Origin of the sequence: Pseudomonas sp. LH21 (genome assembly GCF_036549575.1) — a bacterium.
Classification (GTDB): Bacteria; Pseudomonadota; Gammaproteobacteria; order Pseudomonadales; family Pseudomonadaceae; genus Aquipseudomonas; species Aquipseudomonas peradeniyensis.
Map to the genome: position 1 here is coordinate 2156749 of NZ_CP144367.1, position 24179 is coordinate 2180927.

Consider the following 24179-nt stretch of genomic DNA (forward strand, 5'->3'; position numbering starts at 1 on the left):
GAAAGGGGCGCAACGCGGCCCCGGCGATCTTTGCTTTAACGCTGAACTCCTGGGGCCGCTCCGCGCCCCTTTCGCGGCACAAGGCCGCTCCTACAGGGGGCGGTGTATTTCAGTCCTGGCGCACCCTGACCATCCGCCCCTGAACCAGCATCGCCTCCAGCGCCGGCCCCTGCAACGCCAGCAGGTCGCCGGCCAGCAGGTTCTGCAACAGCGCCTTGCCATCGAAGCGATTGCCCCCCAACTCGACCTCGCGCACCCCCTCCACCCGTACCACGGCCTTGCCCACCTGTCCCAGGCGGTTGTCGCTGATCACCAGCGGCCCGGGCTGTGGCGTCGTGTTGCGCAGGCTGATGGCGTACTCCGGCGTATTGCCGATCCGGTTGCCCACCAGCGTCAGGCCCGAGACCTCGCTGGCGTCCACCGCGCTGCCCTGGCTGCTGGCCAGCAGGTTGCCGTCGATCAGCAGCGGGGATTGGGCCGTCGGCGCGAGGTTGCGCAGCTGGATGCCATGACCACGGCTGTCACCGATACGGTTGCCGGCCAGCAGCACGGCGCCGTGCTGGTCGCTGATCTCGATGGCGGCCTTGGCGGCGGCGAGGATCAGGTTGTTTTCGACCAATGCCCGGGTCTGGCCACGCAGGCGCACGCCGCTGTTGTTGTCGACGCCGCGCAGTTGGTTGCCACGCAGGCTCAGCTGGCTGTCGCGGGCGTCGATGGCGTACTGCTGCGAGCCTTCGAAGCGGTTGTCGATGATGGTCGCCTGGCTGTGCTGCAGCTCCACCGCGCTGGACAGCTCGCTGAAATGGCTGGCCTCCACCAGCAGCGTGGCGGGGCGCGCACTGGCCGGCTGCTGGGTGCTGAGCGCGGTGCTCAGGCCGCGGGACAGGTTGGCGTTGTAGCCCAGACGTTTGAGCGTCGAGCCGATCACCTCGGTATGGCTGCCAGCCCAGGCCACCACGAAGGGCCGCCAGGCGCGGTCGGTGTTGCCGGGCTTGTCGCCGGCCAGGCTCTCCAGTGTCGACTGATTCAGGCCCAGCCAGCCCTGGTTGATCAGCGCGGTGCCGGAGAAGCTGTACAGGTAGAGGCTCGTGTCCTCCAGCCGCAGGCCGGCATCGGCGCCGATCATCAACGGGTAGCTGAGCAGGTAGCCGTCCTTGTAGCGCTTGAGGACCCGTGGGTCGTGCAGCGCATCGTGCAGCTGCGCCAGGGTGATGCTGCCACCGCGCAGCACCACGGCCTGGGGGTGATGCGCCTGGTAGCCTGCGATGGCGCGGAACAGGCCGTTGTTGACGAACGGCTCGAACGGCCAGCTGCCGGCCTGGGACGAGAACATCGGTTGCAGGCTGACACTGGCGCGGCCTGAGGGTGGCGGACGGCGCGCCTGCTCGAAGGTCACCGCCTGGCGGGCCTGGTGGCGCAGTTGCTCCAGCTGCTGCTGATACTGCGCCTGGGGCAATGTGTCCAGCACCGGCGCGGCCTGGGCGGTCGCCGCCAGCAGCAGGGCGGCCAGGCAGGTGAGGGAAATGCGGCTGAACGGTACCATGGGAGCGTCCTTGATCAAGGCAGGTTGGGGTAGGCCGGCTTGAGCGGGCCGCCGATCTGGCTGTAGTTGTCCACTTCGCCGTCCTCGCTGTCGTAGAGCTGGCGGGCGAGGGCATGATCGGGGCGGCGGGCCAGGAACGGGATCAGCCAGGCCAGCTTGTAGGGCGCGACGTCGGCCTGGCGCTGGCCCTTGAGCTGGGGCAGGGAGTCCGGGGCGAGCACGCTGCGGGCGGCGAAGGTGGCCAACTGGTCGAGGGTGAGCTGGTCGTCCTCGCTCCAGGCCAGGCCGTTGGCCCGGGCCGATTCGCCGAGCAGCACCAGCGGCACCAGGGCGTACTGGCTGTAGTTGGCGGCCAGCTTGCTGCGTGCCACCTCCAGCGGCAGGTAGGCCTGGTCGCCATGGCGCACGGCCTGGGCCAGGCCCCGGCGCAGATTGCCGTCGGCCCAGCGGATGAAGTCGTCGCGGTCCACCAGCATGCCGGCGGCGGCCACCGCCCAGGCGGCCCAGTAGTCGTGGTTGTTGAAGTAGACCGTGGTGGACTGGCGGCGCGGGTCGTATTCGCGGATCACCTGCTCGCCGAGCTGGGTGAACCAGCGTCGTTGCGCGGGGCTGAACGGCGCCTTGCCGTCGGCCGCCGCCTGGGTCAGCAGTACCGCGCCGGCCATGGCCGCCAGGGCCCACTTGCGCGCGGCCATGCCGGTGTTGCTGGCATCCGGGTCGAGCAGGGCACCCGCTTGCGCCCAGTGCTCCAGCCACTGGTCCTGGCAGGCCAGGGCCATGTTGGCCTGCTGCGGCTTGCTGGCGCTCTGGAAGCGCTTGCCGGCCTGGATCAGGCCGCCGACGAACTGCTTGAGCTGCCGGGCGACCCGCTCGCTGTCGGCGTCGGGGCTGGCGCGCAGGGTGGACTTGCTGGCGTCGCGCGGGTCGTACTTGCTTTGCAGGCGCAGACTGCCGGTATAGGGCGGTGGCGGCGCCTTGCTGCAGGTCAGGGTGCGGTAGTCGGCGATCATGGCCGATTGCGCGGTGGCGCGGGCGGGCCAGATCGATTGAGCCGCGTGGGTGGGGAGGGGTAGCAGGGCGATTGCAAGTAGCAGGAGCACCCCAGGGGCCGGTTTCACAGGCACAGGCGGGTCTCCACATCGGTGGCGGCGGTGCCGGCCTTGGTCGGTTCGAGGAATACCGAGAGCAGGTTGGCTCCGGCGAACTCGGGGGCCTTGCTCAGTTCCAGGTAGTACTGGCCGCCGCTTACGGCCGCCTCGCGGCGGAACCACACCTTGTCGCGGGCGCCATTGTCGTAATAGACGATGATGTAGAAGTCCTTGACGCTCCTGTCGCTCAGGCGGATATCGAGAAAGCCCTTGGACACGGCCTGCCGGGCGCCACCGGCATTGCTCAGCAGTTCGATGCGCTCGCCGACCTTGAGTGGCGGACGCTGCAGTTTCGTGCCAAGGATTTCCCTGGACGCCTTGCAGCCGCCGTGTATCGCCGGTACCAACTGGCGGTACATCAACGGCGAATCCAGACGGTAGTTGGCCGGCAGCTCCCAGACGATCAGCTTGGGCGGCGCCTCGGGCTTGTAGTCGGCGGACAGCAGGTACTCCAGCAGCGAGCCGTCCTCGCCCACGCCGGGCAGGGCGTAGTTGAGGACATCCGCCTCCAGGTACTGTTTCAGGTAGCCGTCGAAGTTGAACTGCTTGCTCTCGTCCTCTCGGGCCGCGGCGTTGCTGTCGCCAACCAGGATCACCTCGGGGTCGGGCGCCTCGTCGAACAGCGCGTCGCTGCTGTCGGCCACCGGCACGGTCTGGTAGCCGCGAACGTACTGGAAACCGTAGTTGTTGCCGCAAATGTAGCTCAGGGCCAGGTTCAGGGTGCCGTCCTTGGGCACCATCACGCCGGGCTCGGTGCTGTAGCGCTTCCTGGTCAGGCCTTCGTAGAACGGCTGGCGGCGGATCTCCTCGGCCATGAGCCTGGCCGTCGCCTCGGCGCCGCTCGGGGTCCAGTGGTGGTCGCGGCGGAAGAAGTATTCGCCCTGGGGCGGCTGGCGCACCAGCTGCATCATCGGTGCCACCACCGCGCCGGCCTGGCGCAGCTGCCCCAGGTAGCTGTCGAGGTTGCGGCTGGCGCGCTCGTAGTCGAACCCGTGCAGTTGATCGGCATAGAGCTTGTCGCGGTGCATCAGGCCGCGGGTCGGCTGGATCGCCATGGCCACCTGGATGCCCTGGCGGTGGAACGCGTCCATCAGTCGGGCGAACTCCGGACGCATGGGCGCGGGAATGCCGAAGTCATTGGTCAGGTCGACCCTCGAGCGGAACAGCCAGCGCTCCTTGCCGGGGACGATCTGGCGCATCAGCTTCATGCGCCCTTCGGCATAGTGCTGCGGTTCGGCCAGGGCCGGGCAGACCATGCACTGCAGGTTTTCGCAGCCGGGCCGGGCGGGTTCGGCGGCCTTTGCCTGCACGCCGAGCAGAGCCAGGGTGGCCGCGAGGCCGAGGGGGAGGAGGGTGTTCATGGGCCAGTCATCCTTGCGTGCGGCACGGCGTCACTCGGTCGGGTCGATGCTGTTGGCCAGGCTCAGGCTGCGGTTGCCTGGCAGCAGCACATAGCTGTACGAGCGGCCCTTCTTGAGGAACAGCTCGTCGAAGCTGGCCACTTCCTGGCCACCGACATAGGCGGCGAAGTCGATCTTGATCTCGTTGACCATGCGCGCGCCGGTCTGGCCGCTGGCCAGGGCCTTGACCACCTCGTGCTTGCCGTCGGCGGTGCGCAGCGTGGCCTGGGCCGGGGTCAGGTTGTAGAAGGCCACCTGGGCCTTCTTCGGCTCGTTGACGTACTGGTCGGCGATCAACTGCAGCTGCTTGCCGTCGTAGACCACGGTGCTGGCGGCGTTGGCCGCCAGGGTCGGTTCGATGGCCTTGGCGCCGATGCCGATCCTGTGCACGCCGGCCGGCACGAAGCGGTAGCCGCTGAGCTGACCGGGGGCGACCTTCTGCGGGTTGAGCTTGCCGCTGAGGGCCACATCAACGTTGTTGTCGGACAGATTGAGCACACGCACGAACGCAGAATCCGCCGGGGCCACGGCGTCGTACAGGTCGGCATTGCCTTCGGCGGCCAGGGCGGCGTGGCTGGTGGCAGCCAGGGCCAGGGCGGTGAACAGGGGCGAAAGCTTCATCAGGTTCTCCTAGGGACGTCAGAAATGCCCGGGCTGGGCGCTGCGGGCCAGCGCGCCGGGACGGTGGGCCAACAGGGTGCGCAGGGGGAACTCCCAGACCACGGTGTCGATCTGCGGGTTCTGCAATTGGTCGCCGGCGAGGAACTGGTTCATTGCCTCGAACGGCCCGCGGGCCTCCACGGCGATGGACAGCAGGTCGCGGTTGAGCGCCTCCTTGAGGAACCCGACGAAGTTCCAGTCGTCGATCTTGCTGTAGCTGGTGCCCACCAGCAGCAGGCTTTGCGTCTGCTCGGCGAACAGCGCGTCGCTGTCCTGTTCGGCCTGGAGGGTCTCGTACAGCTCGATCGGGTTGGGGCCGAACTGCGGCGCCAGGCGCGCATGGTCGAACTGCAGGTAGTTCATCAGGTCGCCCTTGACCGTCTTGTCGCCGGCCTTGCGTGACACGTACACCTGGTCGCCGAGCAACTGCGGGCGCTGACGGGCCAGCTCATAGGCCGACAGGCGCGCGCCGTCCGGGCTCCAGTGGGTGTCGGACTTGAGGAACAGCCGTGGGCCGGCCAGATTGCGCAGGTAGGCGTCGCGCAGCGGCACCACGTCCAGCCGGCGTAGCTGCAGGTCGGCGACGAAGCGGTCGTAGAGGCTGTGCACCCGCGGGTCGAAGGCGTGCGCGGCGTGACTGGCGTAGATATCCAGCTTCATCGGCAGCGGCAGGAGCACCAGGTGCTTGCCGTGCTCGGCCAGTTGCCTCTGGACCTTGACGATCTGCTCCAGCTGGCTCGCCAGGCTGGCGTCCAGGTCGTTGGGCACGCGGTATTCCTGGTTGGTGTAGAGCCAGCCGTCCTTGCCCAGCACCACGCCCTTGGTGCCCTCGCCGAACAGCTGGAACTGGGCGTCGGCCCACAGCCGCTGCGAAGGCTCGCGCAGGAACAGGCGCTGGTCGTAGACCTGTTCGAACTTGCGCAGCAGCTTGCCGTCGACGAACAGGTTCCAGCTGTCGGTCTGGGCGCGGGCGAAGCTCAGCACCGGCGGCAGCGAGTAGATGAACATCGCCGCCAGCGCCAGGGCGAAGACCACACCGTTGGCCTTGCCGGCCGAATTCATCACCGGGTACATGGCACTCTCCTAAAACTGGAAATACAGGAACGGCGAGAACGAACTGGCCGCCAGGCTGCTCAGCGCCAGCAGAAAGCCCCCCCACAGCAGCAGGCTGTGCAGCACGCCGACGTGACGCATGAAGTAGCCTTCCTTGTTGCCGGCGTAGAAGCGCACGTTGTTGATCCCGGCCAGGATCAGCCAGGCGACCGCCACCAGGGCGAAGGCCATGGCCATCTTCGAGGCGCCGAGCACGTAGAGTTCCAGCGAACCGAAACCATTGAAGCCCAGCAGCGCCTGGTAGATCTGCAGGCTGTGGCGCAGGTCCATGGTGAAGAACAGCGGCATGCTGAGGATGATCAGCAGCGCGGTGCGCAGGTTGCGGCCCAGGTGGTAGGGCGTGGTGACCTTGGTCGCGAGGTTGAACCTGCGCTCCAGCACCATGCCGATACCGAAGAACAGCCCCCAGCAGATGAAGGCGAAACTGGCGCCGTGCCACAGGCCCGACAGCAGCATGGTCCACACCAGCGCCGGCAGGGCGCCGGCCACGCGCTTGCGCACCAGCGGCAGGTACACGTAGTCGCGCAGGAAATGCGCCAGGGTCATGTGCCAGCGCGACCAGAACTCGGTGATGCTCTGCGACACATAGGGCTGGTTGAAGTTTTCCGGGAAGCGCAAACCCATCATCAGCGCCAGGCCCAGGGCCATGTGGCTGTAGCCGGCGAAGTCGAAGTACAGCTGCAGGGTCGAGACCACCAGGCCGAACCAGGCATCGCTGAACTGCAGGGTGCCTTCGCCGACGAACAGCACGTTGATCGGCGCCAGGCGGTCGGCGATCAGCACCTTCATGATGAAACCGAGCATGAAGCGGCACACGCCCAGCGAGAACAGCTCCAGCGAGTGGCTGCGCTGGCGCAGCTGCGGCGCGAGCTGGCTGTAGCGCAGGATCGGCCCCGCCACCAGGTGCGGGAACAGCGCGACGAAGGCGGCAAAGTCGATGAAGCTGCGGGTGGGCGTGGCGTCCTTGCGGTAGATGTCGACGATGTAGCTCAGCGCATGGAACACGTAGAACGAGATGCCCAGCGGCAGGAAGATGTTCTCCAGGGTCCAGGTATTGATGCCCAGCGGCGCCAGCAGCAGGGCCAGCACCTCGGCGCCGAAGTTGGCGTACTTGAAGTAGCCCAGTGTTGCCAGGTTGCCGGCCACGCCGAGCCACAGCAGGCGCAGGGCGCGGCGTTTGTCGCCGGCGTCCAGGCGCGCCTTGATGAACAGGCCGAAGCCGTAGTTCCAGGCGGTGATGGCGACGAACAGCAGCAAAAAGTCCGGGCGCCACCAGGCGTAGAACACATAGCTGGCGGCGACGATCACCAGCGAGCGCCACTGCGGCCGGGCCAGGTAGTAGATGGCCAGGAACAGCGGCAGGTAGAGGAACAGGAAGACGTTGGAGGCGAAGATCATGCTGGCCGGTCCTTAGTAGCTGATCACCACGCCGACACTCAGCTGGTAGTCGTCGCCGCTGTCCAGCGCGCTGCCTGCGTTGAGGTAGCTGGCGCTGACCAGGGTGTTGACGTCCAAGTGCTTGCCGTCGAGGGCTACCGGGAACATCTTCCAGTAGTAGTTGAGGTCGATCATCTGGCCGACGTTGTCGCCCTTGCCGTGCCGGCCGGCGTTCAGTTCGCTCTGGCGCCGGGCGCGGACATCGGCGGCCATGCGGATCGGCAGGGCGCCGCCTTCATCGCGCAGGTTGAGCTGGGTCACCCGCAGGTCCAGGGCGCTGCGCGCCGTGGGCCGGGTCTCCAGGGCCAAGCCGTAGTAGCTCAGGTTGCGCAGGTCGAGGGCGACGAACGAGCTGGTCAGGCGCGTGCTGTACGAGCCCTGGCGGGTGATGCGGTCGGACTGGATCGGGTTGAGCCGGAAGCCGTCGTTGTCGTCGTCCGGCTTGTCGGTCAGGCCGCCGCGCAGGGCCACGCGCGGGGTCCAGGGCAAGGTCTCGAAACGCTTGCCGACCTCACCCAGCACCGCCCAGCCGCGGCTGCCGTGGCCGGTGCTGGTGACGCCGTTGCCGGCGGTGTTGTCCATCGTGCCGTCCAGCGCCGCCAGTTCCAGGTGGTAGTCGCTGGCCAGCGGCAGGTTGTCGCCCTTGAAGAACAACCCGTAGCGCCAACCCTTGAAGTCGTAGCGGTCGTCGACATCGTGGCCGCTGCGGTCGTTCTCCTGCATCAGACGCACGCCGACCTGGTTGTTCGGGCTCCAGCGATAGGCGTACTGGCCCATCAGGTACAGCGTGCGCGCTTCGCTTGCGGCCAGCGAATTGACGTCAGTGTTGTAATTGCGAAATTTCTGCCCGACCGCGACGAAGGCGTCGCTGAAGGTGTCCTGGTAGTTGAAGCGCAGCGACTCCAGGCTGTCGTCCCACCAGATACCGTAGTCGTCGTAGAACCGTTGGCGACCGAACGACAGCGAGAAGCGCGGGTCGTCGCCGATCAGGTTGCGCTTGACGTACAGCTCGCGCAGCTCGGCGTACCAGCCCTCGGGTTGCTCGCGTTCATTGTTGTTGGTCGACTCGTTGGCCAGGTTGCTCGACTGACTGGAGTCGTAGTTCAGCCACAGGCGGCCGTAGACCATCCATCTGGCCCAGCGTTTTTCCGGCGAGTACCAGGCGAACGACGGCTCGTAGCGCAGGCTGTAGAAGCTTTCGCGGTCGCGGCCGACCTGGGAGTCTGCCGGCCCGTAGCCGGTCTGCACGGTGAGCTTGTTGAAGAACTCCGAGGTGATCACCGGCTCGCTGCCGTCAACGGCCGTGACGCGCACCGGCGCGCTGCTGTCGGCCTCGGGGCCGGTGACTTCCTCGCCCGCCAGCGCCGCCAGGGGCGCCAGGGCGAGCAGGGCGCCGAGCAGGGATGGATGGGCTTTCACAGGGTGGCCTCCTTCAACAGATCGTTGCGCGCGGCCAGGGCGCGCTCGATGTCATCCTTGGGCAAGGTCTTGTCCAGCCGTTTGATCAGGCCGCGGGCGCGGGTCTCGCCCAGGTCGAGGGCGATGCGGGCATAGGTGTAGGCCTTGACCGGGTCGTGGCAGATGGCGCGGCCGCGCAGGTGCACGGTGGCCATGCGGTACCAGGCCGCGGTCGAACCCTGCTCGGCCTGTCGCTGCCAGATGGCCAGGGCGCGTTCCTGGTCGGGCTGGTCGAGGCCGCCCTTGCTGTACAGGTCGCCCAGCAGTAGCTGCGCGTCGGGATAATGGGCGGCGATCAGTTCGTCGATCAGCGCCTGGGACTTTTGCGGATCCAGGGTCAGCCAGTTGTTGACCATGTAGAACGCCGCGTCCAGCGCCTTGGCCCGGGTCGGGTCCTTGGCCCGCACCTGGGCGATCAGCGCCTGGGTCTGCTCGGCGTTGTGCTCGGTGGGGTTGGAAATCATGAAGTTGGCCTTGGACACCTGTGCCGGCAGGTAGCCACGGGCGACGGCGTTGTCCAGCCAGCGCTGGGCCTCGGCGATGCCGTCGGCGCGCAGCTGGTCGTTGGCCTTGTCGCGGGCCAGTTGCTCGGGCGTCGGCTCGACCTTGGGGCCCATGGCGCGGCTCTGGCGCTGCTCGCGCTCGGCGTCCAGCTCGGCGCGGGTGGTGCCATGGATGCTGTCCAGCAGCGCGCCGATGCGCTGCACCACCTCCACCGGCAGGCTGGCCATCTCCGGCTCCAGGCTGCGGGCGAAGGCGAGGAAGGCCGGGTCCTGGCGCTCGCCAAGAAAGCGGTAGTAGCGCTCGATGCCGCGCGGGTCGATGCGTGCCGCCTGCCGGTACCAGCGCTCGGCGGCGGCGCGGTCGCCCTGGCGCTCGGCGACCACGGCGCGGTACAGCTCAGGACGGCAGTTGAGCAGGCAGCTCTGTTCGTAAAGCGTCAGCAGTTCGCCGGCGCGCTCGCCGGGGAACAGCTGCGGATAGACCAGGAACACCTCCAGGCTAGTGCTGGTGCTGCGCGGATCACGGTCGTTGGGGTAACGGGCCAGGGCCTGGCGCACCCACGCTTCGTGACTGCGCTGCAGGCGCGGGGTGCGGTCGAGCAGGCGCGCCAGCGAGGCCAGCGCCGGGATCTGGCCGTGGCCGTCGGCGAAGGCCTCCTGGTACAGGCTCACGATGTCCTGGCGGTTGGCACTGTCGCTGTTGGCCAGCACATCGCCGAGCAGCTGCTTGGAGGCCAGGTCGCCGCGCTCGGCGAGGGCGCGCAGGTCGCTCGTGACGTCGGCGCTCGGGTCCTTGTACAGCGCGTAGCGGATCTGCTCCAGGCTCTGCCCGGCCCAGCCGCTGCCGGCCCAGGCCAGGCTTAGGCCGACCAGCAACAGGCGCGGGGCGTTCTTGGCGTTCATGAGCGGCCCTCAGTTGCCGCTGCCGAACGGCAGGCCCAGGTACAGGTCGACCGCCACGGCCTTCTGGTAGGCCGCCGCCGGCAGTGGGCTGTCCGGCTGGATGGTCAGCGCCAGGTTGTGGTTCAGCTCGTCGGAGCGGGCGTCGACCACCGTGCCGCTGAAGTGCTGGTCGAGGCCGAACACCTGCATGTCCACCGAGCGCACGCGGCCGACATCGGCGAGCTTGTCGAACGGCACGTTGGCGCGCACGAACAAGCCCTGGTTCTTCGGCAGCAGGTGCATCATCGGCGCGGCCTTGTAGCCATAGCCGTCCAGCGGCGGCGACGGGTACCAGACCTGGCAGTCGCACGGGCTGTTGATCACCGTCTCGACGCTGGCGCGGCCCAGCAGCGCCTGCAGGTCGCCCGGGGCGAGGTCGGCCAGGGCCTTCATGTCCGCCGGGCTGGTGAAGCTGGTGGCCAGCTGGGTGGAGATGTTCGCCAGCGGCTGGCCGGCCTGCACCTCGCTGGCGCCGGCCGGAAGCAGGTACTTCACGTAGCCGTTGTCCGGCATGCTGATGACCTGGGCATTGCCGGCCACCGTGGCCTGCAGCGCCGGAACACGGAAGAACAGCAGGTAGCCCTTGTAGCCGACGAAGCCCAGGGCGGCGAGGCCGGCGGCGGCGTACAGCGCGGTGCCGGCCACGGCCTTGAGGCGCTCGGCCGGGGTGCGGGCGCTGGCCTGCTGGTGCTTGCGCGCCTTGATGTAGTTCTCGCGCTGCATCACGTTGAACAGGCCGTTGATGTCGGCGACTTCGCCCGACAGGTAGGCGCTGATCAGGTAGCGCAGGATGTCGCGCTTCTGCGCGTCGAGGTCGACGAACTGCGCGCCGACCTCCTTGCCGCGCTGGGAGACGATGCGCACCTTGCCGTCGATCGACAGGTCCACCTGGTTCAGGCGCAGCTGGATCGAGGCGTCGTACAGCGCGCCGACGGTCAGCGGCGCCTCGTGCAGCAGGCCGATGCCACCCAGCGAGATATCGGCAAGGTCGGCCTCGAACGGTTCGCGTCCGGCGCCGGACAGGCGCACCCGGGCGTGCATGCGGGTGCGCACGTACTGACGCTCGTCGATGGCTTCGTGGACGATGTTGGCGGCGGTCTTGCCCGGGGCCGCCGGGGTATTCGAAGTACTCATGTGCAGGCGCCTTTCCTTAACGTTGCGTGAGTTCCAGGAGAACGGTGATGACCCCGAAGAAGATGGCGATCGAGGAGCACAGCATCGCCTTCGAGGACCAGCGGTTGAGGCTGGCGTCGAAGTCGACGCTGCCGGTGGCCAGGGTGGTCTTCTGCCGCGTCCAGCGTTGCTGGTCCATGTGGAACATCGCGTAGACCTTCATCAGCGAACCGACGATCTGGTTGTAATAGAGAACGAACGGGTACATCGGGCTGACCGGGTGCCCGGCGAAGACGAACAGCACCGTCACCAGGCTGCGCGAGACCAGCACCCAGAACAGGTACACCAGCAGGTACTGGATGCCGAACACCAGGCCGGCCACCACCGAAGCGGTCAGGCCCATCAGGCAGGTCCACATCGACACCCGCTGGTCGAGCAGCACGTACAGGGTGAACAGCCCCAGGCGCGCGCGGCCGAGCAGGGCGGTGGCGCGGAAGTTCTGCCGCAGCGAGTTGCCGTACCAGCGGAACATCAGCTGGCGGGTGGCCACCCAGAAACTGTCGCTGGGTGGGTGCTCGACGGTCAGGGTGTGGCTGTCGGGCACGTAGAAGGTGTCCCAGCCGGCACGCATCAGGCTCAGCCAGCTCGACTTGTCGTCGCCGGTGAGGAACTGGAAGCGGCCCAGGCGCCAGTGCTCGAGAAAATCCGCCTCGACGTCACGGATGAAGTCCGGGTCGGTCATCACCCCGGCGCGGAAGAACGACAACCGACCGGTGAGGGTCAGCACCCGGTGCGACAGGGCCATCGAGCACATGTTGATGTGCCGCTGGACGAAACGCATCGAGTGCCACTGGCGCATCCAGCGGCTGCCCTCGACCTCGCAGAACTCGTTGGTGGTCAGGCCGCCGACGTCGGGCAGCACGGCAAACAGCTTGACCGCCCGCTCGACGCAGCCGGGCAGCATCATGGTGTCGCCGTCGACCACGCCGACCACCGCGTCGTCCAGCGGCATCTGCCGCGACAGCGCGCGGAAGGCGTGGGCCAGGCCATCGCGCTTGCCGGTGCCGCGGGCGCGGACGATTACCAGGCCGATATCGTCGCGGCCCTGCACCTCGTCGCGCATGATGTCCTTGATGAACTGCTCGTCGCCTTTCTCGACGATCGAGGCGATCACCGTGCACGGCACCTTCAGCCGTTGCACCTCCTGGAACACCGACTGGTACACCTTGAAGGTGGTGTGGGTGGGGATGCGAAAGCTGGTCACCACCATGAACATGTGCGACGGCAAGGCCGCGTCACCCAGGCGCTCGACCCGGCGGCGCAGGCGCGGGAAGCGCCAGTGGAGGAAGTACATGCCACGCAGGTAGTGGACGATGGCATTACCGTAGCGCCACAAGCCCAGGGTGCCGATGATGAAGATGAACTGGTGGTGGCTCGGGTCCAGGTACTGTGGCGCGACCATCTGCGCGGCCAGGGCGATCAGCCCGGCGAGCAGCGCCCAGGCGCAGAAGCCGGCCGCCGCGCGCATGTACGCCGGGGCCGCGAAAGGCCGCTGTTGCTGTCGTTCCATGGCGTTGTAGCTCCTTGGGTCGGGGCCCGCCGTGACGGCGGGCGGCGGCGTGCCTTACCAGCAGATGCCGTGGCGTTGGGCGTCGCTGCTGCCGGCCATGAAGCCGACCAGGTCGATCACCTGCTTGCCGTTGCCGACGTCCAGGGCCTGGACGAAGCGCTCGTCGTTGTTGCCCAGCACGATCACCTCGGCCTCGTCGATCACCTGCTGCAGGTCGCTGCGCAGCAGGGCGCTGACATGGGGGATCTGCTGCTCGATGTACTGGCGGTTGGCGCCGAACTGACGGGCGTGGTCGACGTTGGCATCGAAGATGCGCAGGTCGTAGCCCTTGCCGATCAGTTGTTCGGCCAGGGTCACCAGCGGGCTTTCGCGCAGGTCGTCGCTGTTGGCCTTGAAGGCCAGCCCGAGCAGGGCGATGCGGCGCTTGCCGGCCCGGGTCACCAGGTCGAAGGCGTTGCGCACCTGGTTGCGGTTGCTGTCCATGATCGAGGCCAGCAGCGGGTGCGCCACGTCCAGCTGGCTGGCGCGGTAGGTGAGGGCGCGCACGTCCTTGGGCAGGCACGAGCCGCCGAAGGCGAAGCCCGGGCGCAGGTAGTAGCGCGACAGGTTGAGCTTGTAGTCCTGGCAGACCACGTCCATCACCTCGCGGCCGTCGACCCCCGAGGCCTTGGCGATGTTGCCGATCTCGTTGGCGAAGCTGACCTTGGTGGCGTGCCAGACGTTGCAGGTGTACTTGATCAGCTCGGCGACCTCGATCGACTTGCGGATCACCGGGGCGTCGAGGCCTTCGTACAGCGCGGCGAGCAGGTCGCCCGAGCGGCTGTCGAGTTCGCCGATCACGGTCATGGCCGGGAAGTCGTAGTCCTGGATCGCCGTGCTTTCACGCAGGAATTCCGGGTTGACCGCCACGCCGAAATCGCGCCCGGCCTGCTTGCCCGAAGCCTGCTCGAGGAGCGGGATGACCACGTTCTTCACCGTGCCCGGCAGCACCGTGCTGCGCACCACCACGGTATGGCGGCTGGCCTTGTCGCGCAGGGCCGCGCCGATCTCCCGGCACACCGCTTCCATGTACACCAGGTCGAGGTCGCCGTTGGCCTTGCTCGGCGTGCCGACGCACAGCAACGACAGTTCAGTGGCCAGGATCGCCGCCTGGACATCGGTGGTGCCGCGCAGGCGACCCTGGCGCACGCCGTCGAGCAGCAGCTGCTCCAGGCCCGGCTCGACGATGGGCGAGCGGCCCTGGTTGATCATGTCGATCTTCGCCTGGGCGACGTCCACCCCCAGTACCTGGTGTCCGCGTGCCGACAGGCAGCCGGCGCAGACCGCTCCCACATAGCCAAGTCCGAAGATACTGATGTTCATAGATCCCTCTCCCCAGGCGCGGCGCAAGGCCGGCCGAGATACTCAGTTCAGAAGTTTTGAAAATGCCAGACGCGCAGGATCAGGCCGCGCTAGATATATAGCGATGCAGGCTGTTTCTTGGTGGTCTTTTTACATCCTAAGGAGTTTTCTGATAGTTCGGCAAGCTTTGTTGTGTTGTTGTTTTGATAAATTCTAAATGCGCTGTGAGAAAGTTAAAAATTACTTATAAAACAATGAGTTAAAGTTAGATAAAAGTTAGGCGTCAAAAAATCGATATGCTTGTTTGTGCCGATAAAATGACGCCAAAATGGCGCTTTTCGCCATGTTTTCCGCCGTTTCAGTGGTGCTTCGATGTACGCTTTTTTACTGGCTTGGGTGATTTTTCTGATTCTTGGAAGTGCTATTTTCGTCTGTCGTCGGGCGCTTCCATGTCCCCCAGCCGTCCGACTGTGGCGCAATGATGGCTTGCAAGGATTGGATCCAATTGGCATAGTGCCGGACGACTGCGCAGGCATTCACTCGGGTGCGGGATGCACCCTTCTTCCATTCATGCAAAGGAGGCAAGCAGATGAACGGATTCGGTCCGCGACTCAGAGAAGAGCGCGAACGCCTGGGGCTGACCCAGCGTATCTTTGGCGACATCGGTGGGGTCGAGCCCAACGCCCAGGGCAAATACGAAAGCGGCGAACGCACGCCGCGCATGGACTACCTCGCGGCGGTCGCCAGCAAGGGCGTCGATGCGCTCTACGTACTGAGCGGCGTGCACACCCCCGCGCCGCTGGACAGCCTCACGTCCGACGAGAACCGTCTGCTCGACGCGTTCCGCCGCCTGCCCTCGGCCGACCAGGCCGCGGTCTGGCACCTGCTCAACCGCCTGGCGGGCGAGGAGGGCGGGGCGCAAGTGCTGCGTATTCGGCGGCCTGACCGGCAGGCATATTTCCATGACGCTTTGCGCTAGGTTCGTTGTGAAAAATTTTGTTAAGGTGGCGGGATCCAATCGCCCCACTGACGAGGTGTCTGCTTGATTAGGGTCCTGGTGGTCGACGATCACGATCTGGTGCGTACCGGCATCACACGCATGCTGGCCGACATCGACGGGCTGCAGGTGGTGGGGGAGGCGGACTCTGGCGAGTCCGCCCTCAAGCTGGCCCGCGAGCTCAAGCCGGACGTGGTCCTGATGGACGTGAAGATGCCAGGGATCGGTGGTCTGGAAGCCACGCGCAAGTTGTTGCGCAGCCATCCGGACATCAAGGTGGTCGCGGTGACCGTGTGCGAGGAAGACCCGTTCCCCACCCGCCTGTTGCAGGCGGGTGCCGCGGGCTACCTCACCAAGGGCGCCGGGCTCGACGAAATGGTCCAGGCAATCCGCCTGGCCTTCGCCGGCCAGCGCTACATCAGCCCGCAGATCGCCCAGCAGCTGGCGCTCAAGTCGTTCCAGCCCCAGGGCTCGCCGTTCGACGCGCTGTCCGAGCGGGAAATCCAGATTGCGCTGATGATCGTCGGCTGCCAGAAGGTGCAGATCATCTCTGACAAGTTGTGTCTGTCCCCCAAGACCGTCAATACTTACCGTTATCGAATCTTCGAAAAACTCTCGGTCACCAGCGACGTCGAACTGACCTTGCTGGCTGTCCGCCACGGTATGGTCGACGCAAGTCTGTAAGCACACCTCATGTCACAACCTTTTGATGCAAGCGCGTTCCTGGCGACCTGCAGCGGTCGCCCGGGCGTGTACCGGATGTTCGACGCCGAGGCCCGGCTGCTGTACGTGGGCAAGGCCAAGAACCTCAAGAAGCGCCTGGCCAGCTATTTTCGCAAGACCGGGCTGGCGCCGAAGACGGCTGCCCTGGTGGGGCGCATCGCCCAGGTCGAAACCACCATCACCGCCAACGAGACCGAGGCGCTGCTGCTCGAGCAGACGCTGATCAAGGAATGGCGGCCGCCCTACAACATCCTGCTGCGCGACGATAAGTCCTACCCGTACGTGTTCCTGTCCGACGGTGAGTTCCCGCGCCTGGGCATCCACCGCGGCGCGAAGAAGGCCAAGGGCCGCTATTTCGGCCCGTACCCCAGCGCCGGTGCCATCCGCGAGAGCCTGAGCCTGTTGCAGAAGGCGTTCTCGGTGCGCCAGTGCGAGGACAGCTACTACGCCAACCGCACCCGCCCGTGCCTGCAGTACCAGATCAAGCGCTGCAAGGGGCCGTGCGTGGGGCTGGTCGCCGCCGAGGAATACGCCGAGGACGTGCGCCACTCGGTGATGTTCCTCGAAGGCCGCAGCCAGCAGTTGGGCAACGAGCTCAGCGCCGAGATGGAAAAGGCCGCCATGGCCCTGAACTTCGAGAAGGCCGCCGAGCTGCGCGACCAGATCGCCCTGCTGCGCCGGGTCCAGGACCAGCAGTACATGGAGGGCGGCTCCGGCGATGTCGACGTGGTGGCGGCTTTCGTCAACCCGGGCGGTGCCTGCGTGCACCTGATCAGCGTGCGTGGCGGCCGGGTGCTGGGCAGCAAGAACTTCTTCCCCCAGGTGGGCATCGAGGAGGAGGTGGCCGAGGTCATGGCCGCGTTCCTGTCCCAGTACTACCTGGGCAACGCCGAGCGCGAGCTGCCGGGCGAGCTGATCGTCAACGTGGTGCACGACGACTTCGCCGCCATCAGCGAGGCGCTGCAGACCCTGCGCGGCCGCGAAATCAGCATCAGCCACCGGGTGCGCGGCACCCGCGCGCGCTGGCAGCAGCTGGCGGTGACCAACGCCGAGCAGGCCCTCAACGCCCGCCTGGCCAACCGCCAGCACATGGCCGCGCGCTTCGAGGCGCTGGCCCAGGTGCTCGACCTGGACGAGGTGCCGCAGCGCCTGGAGTGCTACGACATCAGCCACTCCAGCGGCGAAGCCACCGTGGCCAGCTGCGTGGTGTTCGGCCCCGAAGGCCCGCTCAAGTCCGACTACCGCCGCTTCAATATCGAGGGCGTCACCGCTGGCGACGACTACGCGGCCATGCACCAGGCCTTGCAGCGCCGCTATGGGCGGATCAAGGACGGCGAAGGCAAGCTACCTGACGTGCTGCTCGTGGACGGCGGCAAGGGCCAGCTGAACATGGCCCGCGACGTGATGCAGGAACTGGGCTTTGCTGACCTGACGCTGCTGGGCGTGGCCAAGGGCGTGACCCGCAAGGCCGGTTTCGAGACCCTGTACCTGAACGACGTGGCCCACGAGTTCACCCTCAAGGGCGACTCGCCGGCCTTGCACCTGATCCAGCAGATCCGCGACGAAGCCCACCGCTTCGCCATCACCGGCCACCGCGCCCGGCGCGGCAAGGCCCGGCGCACCTCGAGCCTGGAGGACGTCGCCGGGGTCGGGCCCAAGCGCCGTCGCGACCTGCTGAAACATTTCGGCGGCCTGCAGGAGCTCAACCGCGCCAGTGTCGACGAGATCGCCAAAGCCCCCGGCATCAGTAAAAAGCTTGCCGAGTCGATTTATGCCAGCCTGCATAGCGAGTAGAATGCCGGGTTCAACTCGCAGCCAGTCGTACCGATGAATATTCCAAACCTGCTCACCGTTCTACGCGTCCTGCTCATCCCGATCTTCATCCTGCTGTTCTATGTGCCCTATCACTGGAGCTACATGGCCGCCAGCACGGTGTTCGCCATCGCCGCCGCCACCGACTGGCTCGACGGCTACCTGGCGCGTCGGTTGCAGCAGAGCACCCCGTTCGGCGCCTTCCTCGACCCGGTGGCCGACAAGCTGATGGTCGCCGTGGCCCTGGTCCTGCTGGTGCAGGTGCACGCCAACTTCTGGCTGACGCTGCCGGCGGCGGTGATCATCGGCCGCGAGATCGTCGTCTCGGCGCTGCGCGAGTGGATGGCCGAGCTCGGCGCCCGCGCCCACGTGGCGGTGTCGAACCTGGGCAAGTGGAAGACCGCCGCGCAGATGCTGGCGCTGGTGATCCTGCTGGCCAACCCGCCGCTGCTGACCTTCTGGGTGGTGCTGGGCTACGGGCTGCTGCTGGTGGCGGCGGGCCTGACCTTGATCTCGATGGTGCACTACCTGCTGGCCGCCTGGCCGCACCTGCGCGAAGGTTCGGAGCAGAAGTAAAAGTTTTTTTGAATCAAGGGGTTGACGCCGTTCTGGAAATCGCTAGAATGGCACCCATCACGACGCGGGAATAGCTCAGTTGGTAGAGCACGACCTTGCCAAGGTCGGGGTCGCGAGTTCGAGTCTCGTTTCCCGCTCCAAATATCGATCTACAGAATTCCATGGAAATCTTTAGATCATTGAAAAAAGACGCTTCGGCGTCTTTTTTCGTTCCAGTCAAAACCACTTTGATCCATGGGCATCCGGACTTTTTCGTGTTCGGGAGCTCGTACATGGCACTCTCAAATGCAACCGTTCGCCAGGCCAAGGCCACCGGCAAGAACTACACCCTCGGCGATAGCGACGGCCTTTCACTCGGCGTGAGCGGGGCTGGCGGAAAATCTTGGCATTTCCGCTACTTATGGGCCAGCAAGCAAAATCGCATCCCTTGGCACCTACCCCGAAGTCGGCCTGTGTCAGGCGCGCTCACTGCGCGATGAAGCGCGGCGGCTGATCGCCCAAGGCACCAACCCTTGCACGCATCGTCGGCATCAGCGCCGCACCCATAACCTTGCAGAGCAGAACACCTAGCTGAGCGCATCAATGGAATTCTCAAAACAGAGCTGCTGCTAAGTAGCCCTGAAAATCTGGAACAGGCAAGGAAGATGGTTGCTGAAGCCGTGCAGATCTACAACACAGAGCGGCTTCAATGGCCCTGAAAAACAAAACACCCGATGCGTGCATCGGGCGTTTTATGGCCTATCGGCCTACCTGAGCAGGTGTAAACCTATTTCAGGGCTAGAGATTGTCAAAGCCATCTGCCGGTTTTGCTGTCAATCAATCAGCCAACCCGGATCACCCTCGACCAAGGTTCCGCCATGGCTGGTGGTGTCTCCCTCCCTTGCCGCCGGTTGGCCCTCGATGATCGTGCTGCCAGCACCGGTTTCGATGACAGCGCCACAACTGATTCGGTCGCCGACGCGTGCTATTGCCCTGCCAGCCACGAATGCTGCGCTTGCGCCTGTTTCTACGGTGCCTTCGCCATGGATAGGGCAACTATGACGATGGCCTACGAGTACGATGGGTTTCATTTGCGCTTTCCTTTTTTTAGTTGAACAGGGGCTTCGTCGAAGGCCTCTGGCGGAGGCGGTGCTGCCCGGACATTGAAGAGTCGGCAGACGCCATACCAGCAGAGGGCGAGGCCGAAGTTGTAAGGGAACAACACGGCCCAGAACGGCAGTTGCCAGTTTTTCTTGCCCTGCATTTCTCCGGGCTCGCCGGTTCGCCAGGGGGCGTAGTGGCGCCAGGCTTCCGCCGGGGTCAGGCAGATGGCATGAAGCGGTCGGTACCACCAGTTGGATTCGCCGGGAGGTGGGAGTTTGGCCGGGCCGTGGTTCATGAACTGGCGAAGGTATTCCCAGACTTCGGCGACATGTTTGATGTCGGATTCAGTGGGTTCGTTGCTGTCGACCCATAAGCAATCTTTCTGGTGCAGGCTGCCATCCTCTCTAGGTGGGGCGAAGGCAAGTGCATAACTGGTGCTAAAGGATGAGCCTCCAAATTCGGTGCGTTTGAATACGCCTCCATGGGTCTTGTTCCAGTCAAAAGTGATAAGTTTTTTGCCGCGCTGGTACAGGATTTTTTTGGTTGAGCGGCTGAAATAGAAGTTTGAAAGTTTTTTTATAAAATAGATTCTATAGGCGAGGAATGGTGTGAATATGAATGGTATGACTATGTACTGAGCTATTGAGTGCGTGCTTGCTAATAACATGTCTCTGTATTCAGGGTTTGCAATTCTTGGGTAAAAATAAATGGCTAGTAGTAGTGTCATGGCAGTGTATAGTTTCCCCATGAATACAGAGTCGGATACCCACGGGTTTCGCAAGATTAATGTGTCTGCGGACAAATTTTCTAGCTGTCCAGTGATTGCTGGTTTGTGTCCGGAGTTTGAGTTTTTATTGAATATCCATATGACTGCCATGATTAGCGCTCGAGACGAAAAATTGAAGTAACCTCGTTATCTTCACTCAAGCCTTGGTTGGAAATATAGGCTAGATGCAGTGAGGCATGGTTTTGGTTGTTGATCGTATTTTTAAAGTTCAGAATTAAGCCGGCGCCTACGACGTAGCAAATAGCGGTAAGTGGAAAGACGATCATTTCTCCGTCTTCACGAAGACTGCTCAAGCTACCTGACCATTCGCTTGTGCCTACGATGAATCCCGGTAGGAATACTGTGAATTCCACGGTGGGTTGTGTAGTGGTGACTTCGTTATGGGTGATGGCAGTCCAGTTTGCTGGTGCCCAATAATTGTTTTCATGCCAACAGCTGTCGACCCCGGTTATACCAAAGGATCGTGCTTCTTCTGCGGATATTAACCTTGGCCTGTAATGCTCATCGTGCCAGGCTTTAAGGTCGTCTTGCAGAGACGGGAATGTAGGAAGTTTTTTTTCATGATCCAGAACGACTTCGGGATGCACCTCTCCATCGTTTTTACGATTGCCGAATATGCTCCTTGCTGCCCACAGTTCGATAGGGGTATGGAGGTGTTCATGCGACTTGGCGTGAAGGTATAAGCCTCCAGCGATGATCACTGCTCCCAGGAGTACAAGCGCTGCTGCTCCCCACCCGGCAAAGGGTACAACTGATGTTACTCCCGCAACCGCGAGTCCGCCCTCCAGTACTAAAACGGAGCCTGCCGCGACAGCGCTTCCGCCATAAAGTGTCAAGTTAGATGCTTCAGGGTTACCATGTAGTTTCTGTCTGTCGGATTTTTCAACGTCTGAAGCGAGTCCTAGAAAAATTGCTGGGTAACCGGATAATCGTGCAAACAGATTGCTCCCCAAGAACTTGATTACGCCGTTACCAAACGCCATCCCCGGCGCCGTCGAACTCAATCTCAGCATCACCGCCTTCTGCGTTGCGCGTACGCTAACCAATGTCGCCGCAGCCGCACCGATCACCCCGAAAATCGATGCCGCAAACCCCAAGGTGTATTCCGGCGCATTGCTTTTCTGCAGGCTGTTATAAGCCGTCTTCAGCGAGATCACGTTGAACCACAGCATTCCGGCGTTCAGACCACCGCCTCCGCCCGACGTAAGCAACCCGAGCAAGTTGGGTTTAACCCGCGCAGTGGTGGTCAACTCAACCGCCACCGTCCGATTGCCCGAAATACGCAGCCGCTTCATTTCCTCAACCTGCGCCATGCCGCTCTTCAAATACCGCTCCACCTCCTGGCTGAACGGGTTTTCCCGGATGGCCTGGTCGGTGATCTGGTAACGCGCCGCCAACAGCCCCAGCGCTTTCTCGGCATTGGCCTCACGCGCCGCCAGCAGTACTTGCTGACGCAGGGTATGGCTGGCATCCCAGCGGGTCTGGCCACGCAGGCGTTTGAGCACCACGGCGTTGACGGACTGGGCCGTGAGATCGGTGATGTCGGCAATGGCCGGAAAACGCCCGGCCAGCCCTTCGATGACATTGTCGCTGCCACCCAGCACACTGCCGGCCGCATCGGCTTTGTCCTTGAAGGGGTTGAACGGCGCCAGGGCGGTGTAGAGCGGGCTGTCGTGCTGGTCCAGCCACTGTTCCAGGCGTTTGAAGCGCCGATCTTGGTCTTCGGTACCGGGTGCCGGCTGGCCCATCGGGTAAATCAGCAGGGCCAGGGCGATTTCCAGGCCACGGGCCGAGATGCGTTCGTTGCGGTCATAGCACGCCAGTGCGGCGGCCAGGCTGTAGGGGTCATCGATATGCGCAGCTTCGGCCGTGGCCAGCCACGCGTCGTGATCATGACTGGCTTGCAGGGCAAGGTTGCGCAGGCCTGCAATGCGCTGCTCCAGCTCATCGCGTTCGGCGAGGAACCGCAGGTATTTGTCGGTATCGATGCGCAGCGCCAAACGCGCACCGTTCGGGGAATAGTCCTCGTGAGTGAGGGCCCGGTAACGTGCCTCGGCCGGGGGGAGAGGACGTCCGGTGCGGGTGGACTGCAGTCTTATTTCGACCACTTCGGTAGCGGGCATATCCGCCGGGTACATCGTCTCCAGGGTTTTGTTCAGCAACAGGGCGACCAGGTTGCGATGGTGAAAATCACGGCTCTGCTGGCTGAGCCGTTCGGCATCGAGCTGGTAGCACGCCGGTACGCCTGCCTGCTCGGAGCCTTGTGCAGGTTTGGTGTGTTCCAGTTGCTCGGCGGGCATCAGGTCGTGCAGTTGGTGCTGGTAGGCCGAGACCGACAGGCTCAGGTCCAGGGCCACGCCTTCAGCATCCGCCAGCGCCACCACCACCGGTACTTTCGGCTGGGTGCTGGGATAGTCCCGGGCAATGGCGTTGAGCCTACCGACGGACAAGGTGGTTGTGGACGCGTGGCTGCTCCAGGTCAGGGACATACGCCGGCTTGTCGGTTTGTAGTCTTCGACCCAGTTTTGCAACGCACTGAGCGGCAGCACATGGGGCTGGGTGGAGGGGGCTGGGTTGCCGGCAATCAGCTCGACCATGTCCAGCTGGCGCATATGCCGTTTGCGCAGGGCTGCTGAAGCAGTGATGCGGGCAGTCGTGGCGTTGGTCCACAGGTGCGGGCTGTAGCCGATCCACACTTCCTTGGCGGTGTCCGGGCTGGTGTCGGCCCATACCCAGCCCATGCTCTGGTTGGACAGGTAGCGTTCGCGCAAGTGGTAGCCTTCCAGGCCCTGGTAGCGCAGCTCCTGGTAGCGTCCTTCGCCGTCGTACTCATGAATGACCAGTTTTTCGCCCTGAGGACCTTTCATGAACACGTAGATGTAGCCTGGGCGCAGCGCGCGCAGGGTGTAGGACGAGTGCTGCAGCGGGGCGAAGCCTTGTTCCAGGTTGAAGCCTGCGCCTGCGTAGCGACAGGCCGGGGCATCGCCTGTACGCGGCACGATGGCATAGCGCACCGGCAGGATGGGCACGCGTGGGCTGCAGGCAGGGCCGGAGGTGGCGCTGTTGGCAGAAACGTCGGTCATTTACGCTGCCTTTTGGTTGAGCGCACTGGGGGTTGCTCGAAGGCCTCAGGCGGAGGCGGTGCTGCCCGGACATTGAAGAGTCGGCAGACGCCATACCAGCAGAGGGCGAGGCCGAGGTTGTAAGGGAACAACACGGCCCAGAACGGCAGTTGCCAGTTCTTCTTGCCCTGCAGTTCTCCGGGCTCGCCGGTTCGCCAGGGGGCGTAGTGGCGCCAGGCTTCTGCCGGGGTCAGGCAGATGGCATGAAGTGGCCGGTGCCACCAGTTGGGTTCGCCGGGAGGAGGGAGTTTGGCCGGGCCGTGGTTCATGAACTGGCGAAGGTATTCCCAGACTTCGGCGACGTGTTTGCTGTCGGATTCAGTGGGTTCGTTGCTGTCGACCCATAAGCAATCTTTCTGGTGCAGGCTGCCATCCTCTCTAGGTGGGGCGAAGGCAAGTGCATAACTGGTGCTAAAGGATGAGCCTCCAAATTCAGTGCGTTTGAATACGCCACCATAGGTCTTGTTCCAGTCAAAAGTGATAAGTTTTTTACCGCGCTGGTATAGGATTTTTTGGGTTGAGCGGCTGAAATGGAAGTTTGAAAGGTTTTTTATGAAATAGATTCTATAGGCGAGGAATGGTGTGAATATTAGTGGTGCAAAAATATACTGCATTACGGACTCGACGCGTTCTAGTAGTATGGGTCTGTATTCGGGGTCTGCAATGTCGGGATAGAAGAAAAGAGCCAGGGCTAGTGTCATGGCAGTGTATAGTTTTGCCATAAATACAGAGTCGGATACCCACGGGTTTCGCAAGGTTAATGTGTCTGCGGACAAATTTTCTAGCTGTCCGGTAATTGCTGGTTTGTATCCGGAGTTTGAGTTTTTATTGAATATCCATATGACTGCCAT

Annotated in this window: 19 protein-coding genes, 1 tRNA gene and 2 pseudogenes; 7 read left to right on the top strand and 15 right to left on the bottom strand. The window is 64.1% G+C overall.

Annotated elements, in window-relative coordinates; genetic code table 11:
* Positions 1-109: 109 nt before the first annotated feature.
* The 11 genes from VUG52_RS09975 to VUG52_RS10025 all read right to left on the bottom strand — a co-directional run bounded on the left by VUG52_RS09975 (position 110) and on the right by VUG52_RS10025 (position 14249).
* Positions 110-1543 (bottom strand): right-handed parallel beta-helix repeat-containing protein, encoded by a 1434-nt coding sequence (locus VUG52_RS09975; RefSeq protein ID WP_262974555.1) that lies wholly within the window; start codon positions 1541-1543, stop codon positions 110-112.
* A gap of 14 nt (positions 1544-1557) precedes the next feature.
* Positions 1558-2643, bottom strand: a complete 1086-nt coding sequence (locus VUG52_RS09980) for a polysaccharide lyase (protein WP_256205970.1) — start codon at positions 2641-2643, stop codon at positions 1558-1560.
* A gap of 14 nt (positions 2644-2657) precedes the next feature.
* Positions 2658-4052: an alginate O-acetyltransferase AlgX-related protein gene (locus VUG52_RS09985; protein WP_050704739.1), complete on the bottom strand. Its 1395-nt coding sequence runs from the start codon at positions 4050-4052 to the stop codon at positions 2658-2660.
* A 30-nt stretch (positions 4053-4082) separates the two neighbouring features.
* Entirely contained in the window at positions 4083-4712 is a 630-nt protein-coding gene (locus tag VUG52_RS09990; protein WP_050704740.1) for an alginate O-acetyltransferase AlgF, read from the bottom strand.
* 18 nt (positions 4713-4730) lie between these two features.
* The gene (locus VUG52_RS09995; RefSeq protein WP_050704741.1) at positions 4731-5825 is read right to left on the bottom strand and encodes an alginate O-acetyltransferase; all 1095 of its coding nucleotides are present in this window, start codon (positions 5823-5825) and stop codon (positions 4731-4733) included.
* A gap of 9 nt (positions 5826-5834) precedes the next feature.
* A complete protein-coding gene (locus tag VUG52_RS10000) occupies positions 5835-7262 on the bottom strand; it encodes an MBOAT family O-acyltransferase (protein ID WP_050704742.1) in 1428 nt (475 codons plus the stop codon).
* 12 nt (positions 7263-7274) lie between these two features.
* Positions 7275-8720 (bottom strand): alginate export family protein, encoded by a 1446-nt coding sequence (locus VUG52_RS10005; RefSeq protein ID WP_050704743.1) that lies wholly within the window; start codon positions 8718-8720, stop codon positions 7275-7277.
* Complete coding sequence (locus VUG52_RS10010) at positions 8717-10165, bottom strand: SEL1-like repeat protein (protein WP_050704744.1); 1449 nt, start codon at positions 10163-10165, stop codon at positions 8717-8719. The genes VUG52_RS10005 and VUG52_RS10010 overlap by 4 nt, the downstream gene beginning before the upstream one ends.
* Before the next feature lie 9 nt (positions 10166-10174).
* Positions 10175-11338, bottom strand: coding sequence for a PilZ domain-containing protein (locus VUG52_RS10015; RefSeq protein WP_331832800.1), 1164 nt, complete (start codon positions 11336-11338; stop codon positions 10175-10177).
* Positions 11339-11354: 16 nt separating this feature from the next.
* Positions 11355-12845 (bottom strand): glycosyltransferase, encoded by a 1491-nt coding sequence (locus VUG52_RS10020; protein WP_050704749.1) that lies wholly within the window; start codon positions 12843-12845, stop codon positions 11355-11357.
* Between the two features lie 96 nt (positions 12846-12941).
* Positions 12942-14249 (bottom strand): nucleotide sugar dehydrogenase, encoded by a 1308-nt coding sequence (locus VUG52_RS10025; protein WP_050704746.1) that lies wholly within the window; start codon positions 14247-14249, stop codon positions 12942-12944.
* 568 nt (positions 14250-14817) lie between these two features.
* Between VUG52_RS10025 and VUG52_RS10030 the strand changes: the two genes are divergently transcribed.
* The 7 genes and pseudogenes from VUG52_RS10030 to VUG52_RS10060 form a co-directional block, all read left to right on the top strand.
* The gene (locus VUG52_RS10030; protein ID WP_028692527.1) at positions 14818-15207 is read left to right on the top strand and encodes a helix-turn-helix domain-containing protein; all 390 of its coding nucleotides are present in this window, start codon (positions 14818-14820) and stop codon (positions 15205-15207) included.
* A 63-nt stretch (positions 15208-15270) separates the two neighbouring features.
* The gene (gene gacA, locus VUG52_RS10035) at positions 15271-15909 is read left to right on the top strand and encodes a response regulator transcription factor GacA (RefSeq protein WP_028692526.1); all 639 of its coding nucleotides are present in this window, start codon (positions 15271-15273) and stop codon (positions 15907-15909) included.
* A 9-nt stretch (positions 15910-15918) separates the two neighbouring features.
* Complete coding sequence (gene uvrC / locus VUG52_RS10040; protein WP_050704747.1) at positions 15919-17742, top strand: excinuclease ABC subunit UvrC; 1824 nt, start codon at positions 15919-15921, stop codon at positions 17740-17742.
* A 33-nt stretch (positions 17743-17775) separates the two neighbouring features.
* The gene (gene pgsA / locus VUG52_RS10045; protein ID WP_028692524.1) at positions 17776-18336 is read left to right on the top strand and encodes a CDP-diacylglycerol--glycerol-3-phosphate 3-phosphatidyltransferase; all 561 of its coding nucleotides are present in this window, start codon (positions 17776-17778) and stop codon (positions 18334-18336) included.
* A gap of 64 nt (positions 18337-18400) precedes the next feature.
* Positions 18401-18476 (top strand) — tRNA-Gly (locus VUG52_RS10050).
* A gap of 132 nt (positions 18477-18608) precedes the next feature.
* A pseudogene (locus VUG52_RS10055) lies at positions 18609-18903 on the top strand (Arm DNA-binding domain-containing protein); the annotation flags it as partial.
* Positions 18888-19068 (top strand): annotated as a pseudogene (locus VUG52_RS10060) (integrase core domain-containing protein); the annotation flags it as partial. The pseudogenes VUG52_RS10055 and VUG52_RS10060, both read left to right, overlap by 16 nt.
* Positions 19069-19148: 80 nt before the next feature.
* On the opposite strand, the gene VUG52_RS10065 reads toward VUG52_RS10060, so the two are convergent.
* Genes VUG52_RS10065 through VUG52_RS10080 form a run of 4 tightly spaced genes read right to left on the bottom strand, consistent with a single transcriptional unit; the run spans position 19149 to position 24179 of the window.
* The gene (locus VUG52_RS10065; protein ID WP_082337683.1) at positions 19149-19406 is read right to left on the bottom strand and encodes a PAAR domain-containing protein; all 258 of its coding nucleotides are present in this window, start codon (positions 19404-19406) and stop codon (positions 19149-19151) included.
* A complete protein-coding gene (locus VUG52_RS10070; protein ID WP_082337684.1) occupies positions 19403-20296 on the bottom strand; it encodes a DUF6708 domain-containing protein in 894 nt (297 codons plus the stop codon). Before VUG52_RS10070 ends, VUG52_RS10065 begins: the two co-directional genes overlap by 4 nt.
* Positions 20297-20298: 2 nt before the next feature.
* Positions 20299-23289, bottom strand: a complete 2991-nt coding sequence (locus VUG52_RS10075; RefSeq protein ID WP_220690007.1) for a T6SS effector BTH_I2691 family protein — start codon at positions 23287-23289, stop codon at positions 20299-20301.
* Positions 23286-24179: a DUF6708 domain-containing protein gene (locus VUG52_RS10080; RefSeq protein WP_082337836.1), complete on the bottom strand. Its 894-nt coding sequence runs from the start codon at positions 24177-24179 to the stop codon at positions 23286-23288. The genes VUG52_RS10075 and VUG52_RS10080 overlap by 4 nt, the downstream gene beginning before the upstream one ends.

Excerpts from the sequence above, each read along its gene's own strand:
- VUG52_RS09975 (WP_262974555.1), bottom strand. The coding sequence starts at position 1,543 with ATGGTACCGTTCAGCCGCATTTCCCTCACCTGCCTGGCCGCCCTGCTG.
- VUG52_RS09985 (WP_050704739.1), bottom strand. The coding sequence starts at position 4,052 with ATGAACACCCTCCTCCCCCTCGGCCTCGCGGCCACCCTGGCTCTGCTC.
- VUG52_RS09990 (WP_050704740.1), bottom strand. The coding sequence starts at position 4,712 with ATGAAGCTTTCGCCCCTGTTCACCGCCCTGGCCCTGGCTGCCACCAGC.
- VUG52_RS09995 (WP_050704741.1), bottom strand. The coding sequence starts at position 5,825 with ATGTACCCGGTGATGAATTCGGCCGGCAAGGCCAACGGTGTGGTCTTC.
- VUG52_RS10000 (WP_050704742.1), bottom strand. The coding sequence starts at position 7,262 with ATGATCTTCGCCTCCAACGTCTTCCTGTTCCTCTACCTGCCGCTGTTC.
- VUG52_RS10010 (WP_050704744.1), bottom strand. The coding sequence starts at position 10,165 with ATGAACGCCAAGAACGCCCCGCGCCTGTTGCTGGTCGGCCTAAGCCTG.
- VUG52_RS10015 (WP_331832800.1), bottom strand. The coding sequence starts at position 11,338 with ATGAGTACTTCGAATACCCCGGCGGCCCCGGGCAAGACCGCCGCCAAC.
- VUG52_RS10020 (WP_050704749.1), bottom strand. The coding sequence starts at position 12,845 with ATGCGCGCGGCGGCCGGCTTCTGCGCCTGGGCGCTGCTCGCCGGGCTG.
- VUG52_RS10025 (WP_050704746.1), bottom strand. The coding sequence starts at position 14,249 with ATGAACATCAGTATCTTCGGACTTGGCTATGTGGGAGCGGTCTGCGCC.
- VUG52_RS10030 (WP_028692527.1), top strand. The coding sequence starts at position 14,818 with ATGAACGGATTCGGTCCGCGACTCAGAGAAGAGCGCGAACGCCTGGGG.
- uvrC (WP_050704747.1), top strand. The coding sequence starts at position 15,919 with ATGTCACAACCTTTTGATGCAAGCGCGTTCCTGGCGACCTGCAGCGGT.
- pgsA (WP_028692524.1), top strand. The coding sequence starts at position 17,776 with ATGAATATTCCAAACCTGCTCACCGTTCTACGCGTCCTGCTCATCCCG.
- VUG52_RS10065 (WP_082337683.1), bottom strand. The coding sequence starts at position 19,406 with ATGAAACCCATCGTACTCGTAGGCCATCGTCATAGTTGCCCTATCCAT.
- VUG52_RS10070 (WP_082337684.1), bottom strand. The coding sequence starts at position 20,296 with ATGGCAGTCATATGGATATTCAATAAAAACTCAAACTCCGGACACAAA.
- VUG52_RS10075 (WP_220690007.1), bottom strand. The coding sequence starts at position 23,289 with ATGACCGACGTTTCTGCCAACAGCGCCACCTCCGGCCCTGCCTGCAGC.
- VUG52_RS10080 (WP_082337836.1), bottom strand. The coding sequence starts at position 24,179 with ATGGCAGTCATATGGATATTCAATAAAAACTCAAACTCCGGATACAAA.